Consider the following 14,067-nt stretch of genomic DNA (forward strand, 5'->3'; position numbering starts at 1 on the left):
GGCAACCGTCGCCTCCGCCCGCCAGGCGCGGGCGGCCGAACGCGACCGTTGCGCCGCCACGTCTCCCGGCCGACGCTCCGTCGACCCGCGGCTGCACGGTCGGCCGGTCGTTGCATGGTCGGGCTGTTGACGCACTGGTGCGGCCTCGGCTCGACCGTGCGTCGCTGCCTCGACTTCGAGGTGGGCCAGCGGCGACCCGCCGGCGCGACCCGCTGTGCGTCCGCGGGGCGCCCTGTGGATCTACGGTCGGGTGTCGCCGGGTGGCACGGGTGCGGTGGCCCCCCGCTGGAGCAGGTCGCGGGCCCCGAAGGCCAGCGCCAGGGGGAGGGCCACGGCCAGGCCGAGGATGCGCCCCAGCCCGGTGGCGGCGAACCCGGCCGCGGCCGGCACGTCCACGACCGGTGCGATCAGCGCGGTCAGCAGCTCGGCGAGCCCCAGCCCCGACGGGAACACGCCGGCCGACGCGGCCAGCGGCCCGGCCGCGCCGAGCACCAGCCCGTCCCGCACGGTGGCGGTCACGCCGAGGACCTGCAGGACGGCGAAGAGGCGCACGCCGTGCACCAGCGTGGTGGCCACCTCGACGCCGATCAGAGCCAACAGCGGACGTAGCCCCTGCTCGGCGACGAGCGGGCGCGACAGCGCCAACGACACCCCGGCGCCCGCCAGCGCGGCGACGACCGCGCCGGCACCGAGCAGCGGTGCCTGCGGCAACGCGGCCAGGCCCGCCACCAGCAGACCCGCGGCGACCCACAGCATTGCGCCGACGACGTTGATCCCGGTGGCGCGGCGGGCCGACACGCCCAGGCCCGTGAGGGCGTGGATGCGCACCAGCGCCCCACCCGGCAGCGGCAACACGTTCGCGGCGGTGGCCAGCACGGTCGTACGGGTCGCCGAGCGCCACCCGAGCCGGCCGTCGCGGCTCACGCAGCGCGCCATCACCTGCAGCTCCAGCACGTTGACGAGCAGGTTCAGCGGTGTCAGCGCCACCACGACCAGGGCCAGCCACGCCAGGTTGAGCTCGCCCGGGCGCAGGTCCAGCTCACGGAACGACACGACGATGCCGACGGCGAAGACGCTGACGGCGACGAGCAGCAGCACACCCCGCACCCGCGGCGGCGGCTGGCGCAGGGCCCCCATCCGCGCCACGACCCGGGCCAGCCGCGACGTCCCGGACGGGCCGGGTTCATCGGTGGATGACGAGGCGGACGGCATGGGCGGCCCTCGCGGTGCGACGGTCGTCGGGAGGCGGTTGCTGCGCGACGCTATCGGTCCGCCCGGCGGCGACGATGCCCGTCGTTACACTCCGGTCGTCCGCCACCGCCCGGTGGAGGTCACGTCATGCGTCCGGGGGGTACCTGGTGGATCTTGCAGTCATCGGCGTGGGACACGTCGGCCTCGTGACGGCGGCGTGCCTCGCGGACCTCGGCCACCGGGTCGTCGGGCTCGACGACGACGCCGCCAAGATCGAGACCCTCCTCGCCGGCGGCGTGCCGTTCCACGAGCCGGACCTGCCGCAGCTGCTGGAGAAGGTGACCGCCTCCGGCGCGCTGCGCTTCAGCACGGAACTCGCCGACGCGATCGCGGACGCCGAGGTGGTCTTCGTCTGCGTCGGCACCCCGCCGCTGCCTGGCGGCGGGCCCGACCTGCGTTTCGTCGAGCGCGTCGCGGTCGAGGTGGCCTCCAGCGTGGACCACGAACTCGTCCTCGTGGAGAAGTCCACCGTCCCGGCCAACACCGGCCAGCGCCTGACCCAGGTCATCCGCCGCGAGCAGGAGGCCCGCGGCACCGACCTGACCAACGTGCACGTCGCCTCCAACCCGGAGTTCCTCCGCGAGGGCGTGGCCGTGCACGACACGCTCAACCCCGACCGGATCGTCTACGGCACCAGCTCCGACTTCGCCCGCGACGCCCTGCGCCGGGTCTACGCCCCGCTGGTCGAGCGCACCGGCGCGCCGGTCGTGGAGACCGACGTCAACACCGCCGAGCTCATCAAGCACGCGTCCAACGCCTTCCTCGCCACCCGCATCTCCTTCATCAACGCGGTCGCCAACGTCTGCGACCTCGTCGGCGCGGACGTCGAGGTGGTCGCGCAGGGCATGGGCATGGACGCGCGCATCGGGCCCGCGTTCCTGTCGGCCGGGCTCGGCTACGGCGGCTCGTGCTTCCCCAAGGACGTCGACGCGTTCCTGCACCTGGCCCGCAACGTCGGCTACGACTTCCGGCTCCTGGAGGAGGTCGGCCGGATCAACGCCGGTCAGCGCGACGTCGTGCTGCGCAAGTTGCGCGACGAGTTGTGGCACCTGTCCGGCAAGACGATCACGATCCTCGGCGCCGCCTTCAAGCCCGGTACCGACGACCTGCGCGAGTCGCCCGGACTGCACCTGGTCCGCACACTGATGGACGAGGGCGCCACGGTGCGCGTCTACGACCCCGTCGCGATCCCCGGCGTGCAGGCCCAACTGCCCGACGTCGCGACCTTCACCGACCCCATCGAGGCCGTGACTGGGGCGCATGCGGCAGTCGTGGCCACCGACTGGCCGGAGATCGTCAAGCTGGACCTCGCCGAAGTCGTGGCCGCACTCGACTACCCCATCCTCGTCGACGGCCGCAACTGCCTCGACGCGGCTGCTGCGGCGGCCGCCGGGCTGCGCTACCACGGCATCGGCCGTGGCCACCTGCGCACCTAGTCAGGAAACGCGTCATGTCCACCGCCCCCGGCTCCCGCCCGCCCTCCGACGCGGACGGCGACACGCGACCGGACGTCTCCATCGTGCTGCCCACCTTCAACGAGGTCGGCCACGTCCGTGAGGAGCTCGCGCGCATCTGCGAGGCCATGGAGGCGTCCGACTACACGTGGGAGGTCGTCGCCGTCGACGACGGCTCGTCGGACGGCACCCGCGAGATCCTGCGCAGCGCCTCGGCGCTGGACGCCCGCGTCCGGCTGATCGAGCACCGCCGCAACCTCGGCTCGGGCGGGGCGCGACGCACCGGGACCCGCGCCGCACGCGGCCACGTGGTCGTGTGGACGGACGTCGACATGACGTATCCGAACAACGAGATCCCCCAACTGGTCAAGGCCCTCGACGGCTACGACCAGGTCGTGGGCGCCCGCACCAGCGAGGAGGGCACCCACAAGGCGCTGCGGGTGCCGGCCAAGTGGGCCATCCGCCGGCTGGCGCAGTACCTGACCCAGGAGGAGATCCCGGACCTCAACTCCGGGTTCCGCGCCTTCCGCCGCGACAAGGCGATCCGCTACCTCAACCGGCTGCCCAACGGCTTCTCGTGCGTCACCACCATGACGATGTCGTTCCTCGCCGACGGGCTGGCGGTCGGCTACGTGGAGATCCCGTACGCCGCCCGCGAGGGCGAGTCCAAGTTCCACTGGTACCGCGACACCCGCAAGTACCTGTTGCAGGTCGTGCGGATGATCCTCGGCTACGAGCCGCTGCGGGTGTTCATGCCGGTCGGGCTGTCGTTGCTGCTGTTCGGGATCGGCAAGCTCTTCTACGACTTCGCGACCAAGGATCTACGGCTCGCCACGAACACGCTGCTCATCCTGTTCGCCGCCTTCCAGGTGATCAGCATCGGGCTGCTCGCGGACCTGGTGGTGCGGGTCACCAAACCCCCGGTCGACGATCCGCTGGACGCACCGGGGACCGGAGGCAGGGTGGCCGGCGGAGAGGAAGCGGCGGCCGCGCGCGAGTAGCACCGGCGGCGCCGAGCGCCCCACGCCCGATACGTCGAGCTTCCATCAGATCCGCGGCCGGCTGGCCGATGATGCGCGCGGTGGCACGACGCGCCGAGGGGGCTCGGGCCGGTCCTTGCCGCCGGCTACGTGGAAGTGACCCGCATGGCCGACACGCACCGCCTCGCGCCGCACCTGGCCGCCCTCCTGACGTGTCTCGCGGTCGTGGCCGGCCTCCTCGCCGGCCCCGCGCCAGCCAACGCCGCCGAGCCGGATGCCGGGGTACGGCTGCTGGTCACCTACGCCGCGCCCGTCGAGGCCGAGGCGGCCGCCGCCGCGCTGGCGACGGTCGACGCCGCCGCGGCGACCGACGAATCCTCGCGCGTACAGGTGCTCACGTTCGCCGACGAACCGTCGGCGCGAGCCGCGGCGGCCGAACTGCGTGCCCGGCCGGACGTCGTGGCCGTGGAACGCGACGGCGTCCTGCGCCTGGCAGCGGCCGACGACCACGCGGCGCCGGCCGTCCGCACCGCGGCGAACACGTCCGAGGTCGGCTGGGCACTGCGCAACACGGGCCAGATCATCGCGGGCACGCCGGGGACGCCCGGGGTGGACATCGGCGCGCGGCTGGCCTGGCCCCACGCCCGCGGACGGCAGGTCGTCGTCGCCGTGGTCGACACGGGTGTCGACGTAACGCATCCGCTGCTGCAGCCGCGTCTGTGGCGCAACCCGGACGAGCGCGCCGACGGCCGGGACACCGACGGCAACGGCTACGTCGACGACGTGCACGGGTGGAATTTCACCGCCTCCGGCCCCGGGACGCAGCTGTTCCGTAGCGCCACCGCCGATGCCCACGGCACCCACGTCGCCGGGATCATCGCGGCCGCAGCGGACCCGACGACCGGGTTCTCCGGCGCCGCTCCGCGCGCGTCCGTCATGGTGCTGAAGTTCATGGAGGGTGGCAGCGGGCTGGTCTCCGACGCCGTCCGTGCGATCCAGTACGCGTCCGCAAACGGCGCCGACGTCATCAACGCCAGCTTCACGATCGAGGCGCCGGCCCCCGAGGCGCTGCGGACGGCACTGGTCGAGTCCGGCCTGCCCGTGGTCGCCGCGGCCGGCAACACCTCGACCAGCCTCGAGGAGCTGCCCACCTACCCGGCGGCATGGCGGCTGCCCAACGTGGTCAGCGTGGCCGCCGTGACCCACACCGGGCAGCTCGCGCGGTTCAGCGCCCGCAGCCGCGAGCGCGTCGACGTGGCGGCCCCGGGGGCGAACATCGTCTCGACCGCCCCGGGCGGCGGCCTGGCGGCGATGTCCGGCACGTCCCAGGCGACCGCGTACGCCACCGGCGTGCTGGCGCTGGCGCTGGAGCATCACGGTGACCGGTCCGCGGACGAACTCGCTCGCGCGCTGCGCGACAGCGTCCGGCCACTCCGTGGCGCGGCCGAGACCCGGGCCGGCGGGATCGTGCGGGCGCCGGTGCTGCTCGACCGGCTCGGGACGCCGGTGTCCGCGTGCCCGCCGCTGCCACGTCTGCGCTTCCGCGACGTGCCCCGCGGCAGCGCCCACCACGACGCCGTCGCGTGCCTGGTCGCCCGCGACGTCGTGCTCGGCCGCACCTCGACCCACTATGCGGCCTCGGCCGGGCTGAGCCGGGCGCAGACCGCGACGCTGTTCGCGCGGCTGCTGCGTGAGGGCAGCCAGCCGCTGCCGGTCCCGGACGACCAGCGGTTCCGCGACGTCGCTGCGGACGACCCCCACCGTCTCAACATCGAGGCGATGGCCGCGGCCGGTCTGCTGCCGGGCCGCAGCAGCACCCGGTTCGACCCCAAGGCGACGGTCACCCGGGCGGAGTTCGCCGCGGTCGCCGCACGCACCGCCGAGCGGCTGGCACAGGCGCCGGTGCGCTCGACGGTGCCGGCCTTCCCGGACACGGCCGGCCACCGTGACGAGTCGCTGCTGCGCAAGGCCGCCACGCTGGGTGTGGTCGCGGGACGTCCCGACGGCAGCTTCCAGCCCAACCGACCCGTGCGGCGCGACCAGGCCGCGAGCATGTTGGTGCGTCTGGTCGACCGCACCGTGCAGCAGGGGACCCTTGCGCGCTGAGGTGGTGGCCGGCGGGGTGGTCGTAGAGTGCGGCGCCCACCGTCGCCCGAAGGTCTCCGGCCCGTGATCCACGTCTTCCTCGGCACCAAGGCGCAGTACATCAAGACCGCGCCGCTGCTGCGCCTCCTCGACGCCCGCGGCGTGCCGTACCGGCTCATCGACTCCGGCCAGCACGCCGCCCTGTCCGTGGGGCTGCGCGAGGAGTTGGGCGTGCGCGCGCCCGATCACCTGCTGGCGGCGGGGCGCGACATCACCTCGATCCCGCAGGCGGCGGCGTGGGCGGCACGTCTGGCGTGGCGGTTGCTCGACCGCCGACGCCTGCGCGCCGAGGTGTTCGGGGGCCGTGGCGGCGTGTGCGTCGTCCACGGCGACACCCCGTCGACGTTGCTGTCCGCGCTGATGGCGCGCCGGGCGGGCCTGCGGGTGGCGCACCTGGAGGCGGGCCTGCGTTCCGGGCACCTGCTGCACCCGTTTCCCGAGGAGCTGATCCGGGTGTTGGTCATGCGGGTGTCCGGCCTGCTGTTCGCGCCCGACGAGGAGGCCGTGGCCAACCTGCGGCGGATGCGCCTGCGCGGCGAGATCGTGCCGCTGCCCGGCAACACCGTCGCGGAGTCGCTCGCGCACGACCTCGGCGACACCGCCGGCGCGCCGGGGACGGGACCGGTCGTGGTGACGATGCACCGGGTGGAGAACCTCAACCGGCGCGAGCGGGTGCAGCAGTTCGTCGACGTCGTGTGCCGCGTCGCCGCGACGCGGCCGGTCCGCTTCGTGGTGCACGGGCCGACGGCCGAGACACTGCGTCGGCGTGGCCACGTCGGCCGCCTGCGCGACGCGGGCGTGGAACTGGTCCCGTTGGTGCGCCACGGCGAGTTCGTCACCATGCTCCGCGCCGCCCCGTTCGTGATCACCGACGGTGGCTCGATCCAGGAGGAGTGCGCCCTGCTCGGTGTCCCGACCTTGCTGTGGCGTGCGGCCACCGAGCGCGCCGACGGCATCGGAACCAACGTCGTCCTCGGCTCGTACGACGACCGGGTGATCGAGTCGTTCCTCGCGGACCCGGAGCGACGACGTGTCCCGCCGGCCTCCGGGCAGCACAGACCGTCGGAGATCGTGCTCGAACGGTTGCTGCAGGAACCGTGAGCGTCGGCCCGGACGTCCCCGGGGCCGCGTCGTCGCTTCGTCAACCGGCGTTTTCACCGGCGACATGGTGGTGCTACCCCCACCATGGCTCGTACGGATGTTCTTGGCCCGTCGGGCAACGGCCCGAAGGAGTCCCTTGCTGGTGGTCCCGCAGGGGCCTCTTGGTCGCATCCGTGGCTCGGGCTGTCTAGGGTCCCGCGCCGAGTGCCCCGGGGGGAGTGCGCGGCCGACGTCGCGATCAGCACTCGTACCTCAGAGGACTCCGGATGGGTCCGCCCGCGTGGGAGACGGGCACTCGGACGTGGAGGGGCTCCACGTCCTCCAGGACGAAACTGAGGAGGCAAGGCTTGAAGAGCACCCGCTCCAAGCTCGGCATCCGGCGGACCATCAGCCTGTCCGCAGCAGGTGCCATGGTCATGGCGTTGCTGCCCGCTGGCGCGTCGTTCGCCCAGGACGCCCCGAATCAACCTCGATCGATCGACAACGTCTGTGCCGACGTCTTCGACGACTACACGTACGAATTCGACGACGTCGACGCCGACAACGTCCACGAGGAAGCCATCCTCTGCGCCGCCGAGTGGGGCATCGCGCTCGGGAAGGCACAGAGTGACGACTACGACATCAGCGCCCGCACGCGCCGCGACCAGATGGCATCGTTCATCGGTCGGGCGATCGAAGTCGTCATCGACGACGAGATCCCGATCGACCCGGACATCGACCAGTTCCCCGACGTGGCAGCACAGGGAGACCGTCAGGTCCACGCGGACTACATCCTGAAGCTGCGTTCGATCGGCGTGGTCGAAGGCCGCACCGATGGCAACTACTACCCGCGTTCCGCCGTCCGGCGTGACGCGATGGCGACCTTCATCGGGCGTGCCATCGCCTACATGGTCACCGGTGACGCGCAAGGCGATGTTCCCCCGGGTGTCGAGGGCGACGCCTTCCCCGACCTCGGGAACATCGACGGCGACCACCGCAACATGATCAACGCACTCGCCGCGGAGGACGTGCGCGTCGTCGCGGGCCGTGCGAACGGCACATACGGACCGCGCGCCTTCGTGCGTCGCGACCAGATGGCGTCGTTCATCATGCGCGGCGTGTCGTACGCCGTCGACCAGTTCCCGGACGGCCCGATCTTCCTCGACGCCTTCGTGGCGGTGGACTGGAACGACGCGGACGGTGACACGGGCACCGTGTCGCTGCTCGACGAGTGGGACATCGAGGTGAGCGACGAGGTCGCCAGCGTCTTCGTCGACGAGGACGAGGAGACGGGTGCCGCCTTCACGCTCGGTGCCGGTGACGACGCCTTCACCGTGCAGTGCGTGGGCGTGGAGCTCGGCGACGATGGCGACATCACCGTCATCGGCGAGGTGGACGAGGGCAACCTCGCCGCCTACTGCGAGCTCGACGACGACGGCCTCTTGCTGACGATCGTGCTGCTCGACGAGCCCGACGACGTCGTCGACTACCCGGTGACCGTGACGGCCACCACGCTCGTCGACGCCGAGGGCTTCGGGTTCGACCTCGACTACCCCTACGGCGACAACGTCATCGACGTGGACGAGGACACGGAGACGCCCGGCCCGCTTCCGGCCGCCTGAACCTCGGTGGCCGGGGCGACCCGGCACCACACCCGTCCGGGCCCCGCGAACTGCGCGGGGCCCGGACCCGTTCGCGGTCCCGAGGTCCGGGGCCGGCCGTAGCTCGGGGACTGCTGGCGCTACGCCGCGCCCAGATGTCGGTACAGGTCGAGGTAGCGCTCCGCCATGTGGTCCCAGGTCCGGTTCTCGACCACCCAGCGCCGGCCGGCCAGGCCCATCTCCCGACGTTCCTCGGGTTGCTCCACGAGGCTCCCCAGCACCTTCGCGAGATCGGTGGGGTTCTCCGCCTCGAAGTGGCGACCGATCTCCGCCGGGACGGTCTCGCGGAGCGCCGGCAGGTCCGACACCACGACGGCCTTCTGCATCGCCATCGCCTCGAACGGCTTGAGCGGGGTCACGAGCCGGCACACGCGGTCGTCCCGGCGCGGCACCACGAAGACGTCGATGAGGTCGTAGTAACCGCGGACGGCCTCGTGCGGTACCCGACCGGTCATGACGACGTCCGTCTCGGCCCCGGCGGCGGCGATCCGGTTCGCCAACTCGCCGCGCTCCTGGCCATCGCCGACGATCAGACCGCGGACCGGCACGCCCTGGTGGCGGAGTTCGATCAGCGCGTCGATGAGGGTGTCGACGCCCTCGTAGCCGACGAGGCTGGAGACGTAGCCGACCACGACCGCGTCGGGCGGCAGCCCCAGGCCCGCGCGGAGGGCGGGTGAGGGCGGCTCGGGCGTGAACTCGTCCGGGTCCACGGCGTTCGGTACGACACGGATCCGGTCGCGCGGCACCACGCCGCGTAGATGCTCGGCCATCACCTCGGCGAGGGTGACGACGGCGTGTGCCTGCTGCAGGCAGCGTCGTTCGGCACGCTGGCGTTCGAGGTAGCGCTCAGCCCCCTGGGCCTGGTCGGGGAACGGCTGCTTCGAGAGCCAGGTCTCCTCCCAGAAGCCACGCGCCTCGTACACCACGGGAAGGTCGAAGAGCTCGCCGAGCTGCAGGGCGACGGTCGCGTTGAGGTAGTCGGACGCCGCGTGGAGCACCGATGGTCGCAGCGACTCCACCAGGGGGACGATGGACTCCAGGGTGCGGGTGAGACGTTCGGCAGGATGCAGCGGCTGCGTGCCGTCACCGGTGAGCCGGTGGTAGGCGATGCCGTCGATCGTGTCGACGTCGCCCGATGCGCCCTCGACGGGGAAACCGAACTGCGTGACCGCGACCGGATCCAGACCCGCACGCCGCTGGGCCCGAACGATGTTGTGGGTGCGGACGCTGTAGCCGGCGAGGGCGTACGGCAGGGACTTCCCGACGATGTGGAGGACCCGTCCCTTCACGCCGCCGGTCGCGGCCGTGCGTCGCTCGAGCCTCGGTCGCGCGAACGAACCCGCCAACGCGGCCAGCTCACCGGCCGTCCGCTCGCGGGCGCGTGCGCAGGCGGCGTTGCCCGGATCCACCACCAGCGCGCGGTCGAGCACGTCGACCGCGTCACGCAGCCACCCCTGGCGGGACAGGGCCAGGCCCACGAACAGCAGCAACGCAGGATCGGCGCAGCCGGCCGGGACCAGGCTCCCCGCATGCTTGGCCCGTCCGGTCGTGCAGTAGAAGCGGATCCTGGTGTCCAGGCCGGTGCCGGCCTGTTCGATGCAGGCGTCGGCGCCCTCGACGTCGCCGGCCGCGAAGAGGACGCGGGCTTCGAGCTCTGCCAGCTCGGCCATGGCGTGACCGCGGGTGCGGAGCTCGGCCAGCGTGCGAGCGATCAACTCGTCGTGGTCCAACGCCGCCGCGGCGTTCGCCACGCTGCGCAGCAGTTCGGTGTCGCAGCTGGGCAGATCCAGACCCTCGAGGAGTGCCAGGAGTTCGTCGCGGCGCTGCGACTGCAGCATGACCAGACACAGCAGGTCCAGCGTGACCGCGTCCTGCTGGAGCCCCCACGACCGGAGCGCGGCGGTCGCGGCGTCGTCCTTCCGTCCGCAGCGGTTGTGGGCGCGGGCAAGGGACAGCCACCCGCCAGCGTCCCCGGGCCAGAGCGCGGTCACCCGCGAGAACGCGGACACGGCGTCCTCGTAGCGTTTGGCCCGATACGCGGCGTAGCCGGCCCGACGGTGCGTGGCAGCCTGGACGAAGGCGGGGTCCCGTGAACGGCGCTCGTCGCTGGTCGAAGGCTGATGTCCAGGCACCGTCGAGGCGACGCCGGGACGCTGCGCGCGAGCCCGTCGTTTCCGAAAAAGGCTCGCTGCCCGCCGAGCACGTCGGAGTCGTGTCACGACGTAGCGGACGACGAGGCGGGGGTCGCGAAGGGCGCGGCGCACGCGTGAGCGGAACGCCGATATACGTGCGGCGTGCGGCATGACGAAGCTCGTTTCCGTAACAGCGGCGGAGGCTACACTCCGGCCCGAGTGCGTGGGAGTACGCGGTGCAGGTAGGCGCCTTTCGGATCCAGCAGCGCAAGCTCGATCTCCTCGCATACGAGGGCTTCACCGCGTCGGATCGTGGTGATGGTGCGGCCGTCGAGGCCGCGCTCGAGGTGATGACCCGCGGTTGGCAACGGTCCGGTCACGCGCGAGTGCCGGTGACGGCGCCCATCGACTGGCGCCAGTGCGACGGGCATCGCAGCTGGGCATTCCATCTCCACAACTGGGAGTTCCTCGGCCCGGTGCTCGGCTCCTACCAGGAAACGGGCGAAAAGCGTTTCCTGGACTTCGCCGTTCATGTGGCCTGCGATTGGGCGCAGCGGCATGCCGGTCGCGACGACGTCTCCGACTTCGCCTGGTACGACATGGCGGCGGGACTGCGGGCGTATCGGCTGGGCTATCTACTGGACGTGATCGCCCGCGACGAGGCCTATGGCGACGACGTCGTGCAGTGCCTTTTGCAGGCCGTGCACGCGCATCTGTCGTACCTCGCGGACGACCGTCATTTCGCCGCCCATTCGAACCACGGTTTCTATCAGGCGACCGGTCAACTCGCGCTCTCGCGACGGTTTCCGCACCTCGAGGCCGCTCGAGCAGGCGAGCGGCAGGCACGCGAACGACTCACCGCGCTCCTGCGTGCGCAGTTCACCGAGGAGGGTGTCCACCGGGAACACTCGCCCGACTATCACCGGATGGTGTTGGAGACCGTGGCCGGGCTGATGGAGGCCGGCCTGCTGGAAGGCGACGACGCTCGGGCGCTGCGGGCCAGGGCCGAGGCCGCGCTGGCGTGGATGATCGCCCCGGACCGACGCCTGGTGCCGATCGGTGATTCCGATCGTCGCCTGATGGGCTCGAGTCACCTCCGGCGGCTCGGCGCCACGGATCCCTTCCTCGGCTTCGTGCTCTCGTCGGGCACCGAGGGCCAACCGGCAGCCGAGCGCGCCAAGGCGTTCCCCGGGTCCGGTTACGTCTTCTTCCGCAGCACCGGCGGAGCGTCGCGCGACGAGGCCTACCTCGCGCAGAACGCCGCCTTCCACTCACGTACGCACAAGCACGCCGACCACCTCGCCTTCGTCTGGCACGATCGGGGCACGGAGATCCTCGCGGACGCGGGCCGCTACGACTACGTCGGACGCACCACGCCCGGCACGCCCCTGCACGACGACGGCTTCTGGTACGACGACCCGAAGCGGGTGTACGTGGAGTCGACGCGGGCCCACAACACCATCCAGATCGACGGCAGGAACCACGCCCGCAAGGGTGTGAAACCGTTCGGGTCCGCCATCGAGTCCGTGGGCGAGTGTGGTGACCTGCTCTTCACGTCCAGCCACGTCCGCCACGGCTCCATCCGTCACGCACGAACCCTCGTGCTCGACCCGGGCCGATGGCTGCTCGTCCACGACTGGCTGTGGGACAACGAGAAACGCGCGCACGACTTCCTCCAGCGTTTCCTCGTCGCACCCGAGACCCTGGTCCAGGACGTCGGCGACGGCTTCGGGATGAAACTGGCGACCGGCGACGTGGTGCTCGTGACGCCACTGCTCGTGTGCGGCAGGACCGACGTGGTGTCGGGCGTCGAGTCCCCCGAACTCCTGGGCTGGGTCTCGAGGGAGGAACGCGAACTGCACGCGGCCGCGACGTTCGCCTTCGAACAGGCGGGCGTCACCCACGCGCAGTTCGCCACGTTGTTCCACTTCGACGCTGCGCCGGAGGTGGACCGGGTCTTCGGGCGGGCCGATCCCTCGGGACGACGGGCGCGCTTCCGCTGGGTGGCACAGGGTCGACGCACGACCGTCTCCCTGGAACGGCCCGCGGACCGGCCCCTGTCGGTCACCGCCGAGTCCGAGGCGACGGGTTCGGAGACCTCCCCGGGCCGGTGACCTGACGCGACCAGGTCTCGCGGCGAAGCTCGTCCGCGGCGCGCAGCGGCGCCTGGACGCCCCGTCGTCGACGGTCGCCTAGCCTGCGCCCGCGTTCCACGACCAGGGGCTGTTCCTCGTGTTCTCCAATCCTGCGCCGGCGGGCCTTCCTCGCATCAGCGTCGTGGCCGCTGCCCGACCCAACTTCATGAAGGTCGGGCCCGTGATCGATGCGCTGGTCGGGCGCGCCGACGTGGAGCTCGTGCACACGGGCCAGCACTACGACCGCGCGATGTCCGAGTCCTTCTTCGTCGAACTCGGCCTGCCCGAGCCGGACGTGAACCTGCACGTCGGTTCCGGCTCGCACGGCGAGCAGACGGCCGCCGTGATGGTCGCCTACGAGAACCACCTCCAGGAGCGCCGTCCCGACGCCGTCGTGGTCGTCGGGGACGTCAACTCGACGCTGGCCGCCACGATCGCGGCCACGAAGCTGCGCATCCCGGTGGCCCACGTGGAGGCCGGCCTGCGCTCGCGCGACTGGGACATGCCCGAGGAGGTCAACCGCGTCCTGACCGACCGCGTGTCCCGCTGGCTGCTGGCTCCCTCCGAGGACGCCTGCCGCAACCTCGAGGCCGAGGGGGCGCCGCAGGAGTGGATCCACCTCGTCGGCAACGTCATGGTCGACACGCTGTTGCGGAACCTGGATCGTGCGCGCGCCCGTCGCGACCAGTTGCTGTCCGGTCTCGGCGTGGAGACCCATGCCCTGGTCACCATGCACCGGCCCTCCAACGTCGACGACGTCCAGCAGCTCGGCGACACGCTCGGCACCATCGCGACGGCGGCCGAGCGGATGACCGTCCTCTTCCCCGTGCATCCCCGGACCCGCAAGATGCTGCTCGGCGTCGGCGCGCTGCCCGAGAACGTCGTCCTGACCGAGCCGCTCGGCTACCTCGACTTCGTCGCCGCCATGGACAGCGCGCAGATCGTGTTCACCGACTCCGGTGGGGTCCAGGAGGAGACGTCGGTCCTCGGCGTGCCGTGCATCACCGTGCGCGACAACACCGAGCGCCCGGTGACCTGTGAGCTGGGGACGAACCAGCTCACGGGCACCGACCCGGCGGCCATCCGTGCGGCGGCCGCGACGGCACTGGCCGGCCAACGCGAGCCCGCCGCGATCCCGTACTGGGACGGGAAGGCCGGCGCGCGGATCGCGGACGTGCTGCTGGCCGATCTCTGACCATCTCCGCCGCGCCGGCCCGGAGGTTTGCGCA

The 14,067-nt window shown here is 72.0% G+C and carries 9 protein-coding genes; 7 read left to right on the forward strand and 2 right to left on the reverse strand.

Going from position 1 to position 14,067, the window contains the following annotated elements:
- Nucleotides 1-240 precede the first annotated feature (240 nt).
- On the reverse strand, nucleotides 241-1,137 hold the full coding sequence (locus ACERM0_RS05665) for a hypothetical protein (protein WP_373677571.1): 897 nt from the start codon (nucleotides 1,135-1,137) through the stop codon (nucleotides 241-243).
- 221 nt (nucleotides 1,138-1,358) lie between these two features.
- On the opposite strand from ACERM0_RS05665, the gene ACERM0_RS05670 reads away from it, so the two are divergent.
- The 5 genes from ACERM0_RS05670 to ACERM0_RS05690 all read left to right on the forward strand — a co-directional run bounded on the left by ACERM0_RS05670 (nucleotide 1,359) and on the right by ACERM0_RS05690 (nucleotide 8,532).
- Entirely contained in the window at nucleotides 1,359-2,687 is a 1,329-nt protein-coding gene (locus ACERM0_RS05670) for a UDP-glucose/GDP-mannose dehydrogenase family protein (protein WP_373677572.1), read from the forward strand.
- Nucleotides 2,688-2,701: 14 nt separating this feature from the next.
- Complete coding sequence (locus tag ACERM0_RS05675; protein ID WP_373677573.1) at nucleotides 2,702-3,706, forward strand: glycosyltransferase family 2 protein; 1,005 nt, start codon at nucleotides 2,702-2,704, stop codon at nucleotides 3,704-3,706.
- A gap of 144 nt (nucleotides 3,707-3,850) precedes the next feature.
- A complete protein-coding gene (locus tag ACERM0_RS05680) occupies nucleotides 3,851-5,791 on the forward strand; it encodes a S8 family serine peptidase (protein WP_373677574.1) in 1,941 nt (646 codons plus the stop codon).
- Nucleotides 5,792-5,854: 63 nt separating this feature from the next.
- Nucleotides 5,855-6,931, forward strand: coding sequence for a UDP-N-acetylglucosamine 2-epimerase (locus tag ACERM0_RS05685; RefSeq protein WP_373677575.1), 1,077 nt, complete (start codon nucleotides 5,855-5,857; stop codon nucleotides 6,929-6,931).
- Between the two features lie 347 nt (nucleotides 6,932-7,278).
- Nucleotides 7,279-8,532, forward strand: coding sequence for an S-layer homology domain-containing protein (locus ACERM0_RS05690; RefSeq protein WP_373677576.1), 1,254 nt, complete (start codon nucleotides 7,279-7,281; stop codon nucleotides 8,530-8,532).
- Between the two features lie 119 nt (nucleotides 8,533-8,651).
- Here ACERM0_RS05690 and ACERM0_RS05695 read toward each other — a convergent pair whose 3' ends face one another.
- Nucleotides 8,652-10,580, reverse strand: a complete 1,929-nt coding sequence (locus ACERM0_RS05695; RefSeq protein WP_373677577.1) for a glycosyltransferase family 4 protein — start codon at nucleotides 10,578-10,580, stop codon at nucleotides 8,652-8,654.
- Nucleotides 10,581-10,939: 359 nt separating this feature from the next.
- Between ACERM0_RS05695 and ACERM0_RS05700 the strand changes: the two genes are divergently transcribed.
- A complete protein-coding gene (locus ACERM0_RS05700; RefSeq protein ID WP_373677578.1) occupies nucleotides 10,940-12,817 on the forward strand; it encodes a heparinase II/III family protein in 1,878 nt (625 codons plus the stop codon).
- 163 nt (nucleotides 12,818-12,980) lie between these two features.
- Complete coding sequence (wecB, locus tag ACERM0_RS05705; RefSeq protein WP_373677579.1) at nucleotides 12,981-14,033, forward strand: non-hydrolyzing UDP-N-acetylglucosamine 2-epimerase; 1,053 nt, start codon at nucleotides 12,981-12,983, stop codon at nucleotides 14,031-14,033.
- Nucleotides 14,034-14,067 lie beyond the last annotated feature (34 nt).

This window comes from Egicoccus sp. AB-alg2, assembly GCF_041821065.1.
GTDB lineage: Bacteria > Actinomycetota > Nitriliruptoria > Nitriliruptorales > Nitriliruptoraceae > Egicoccus.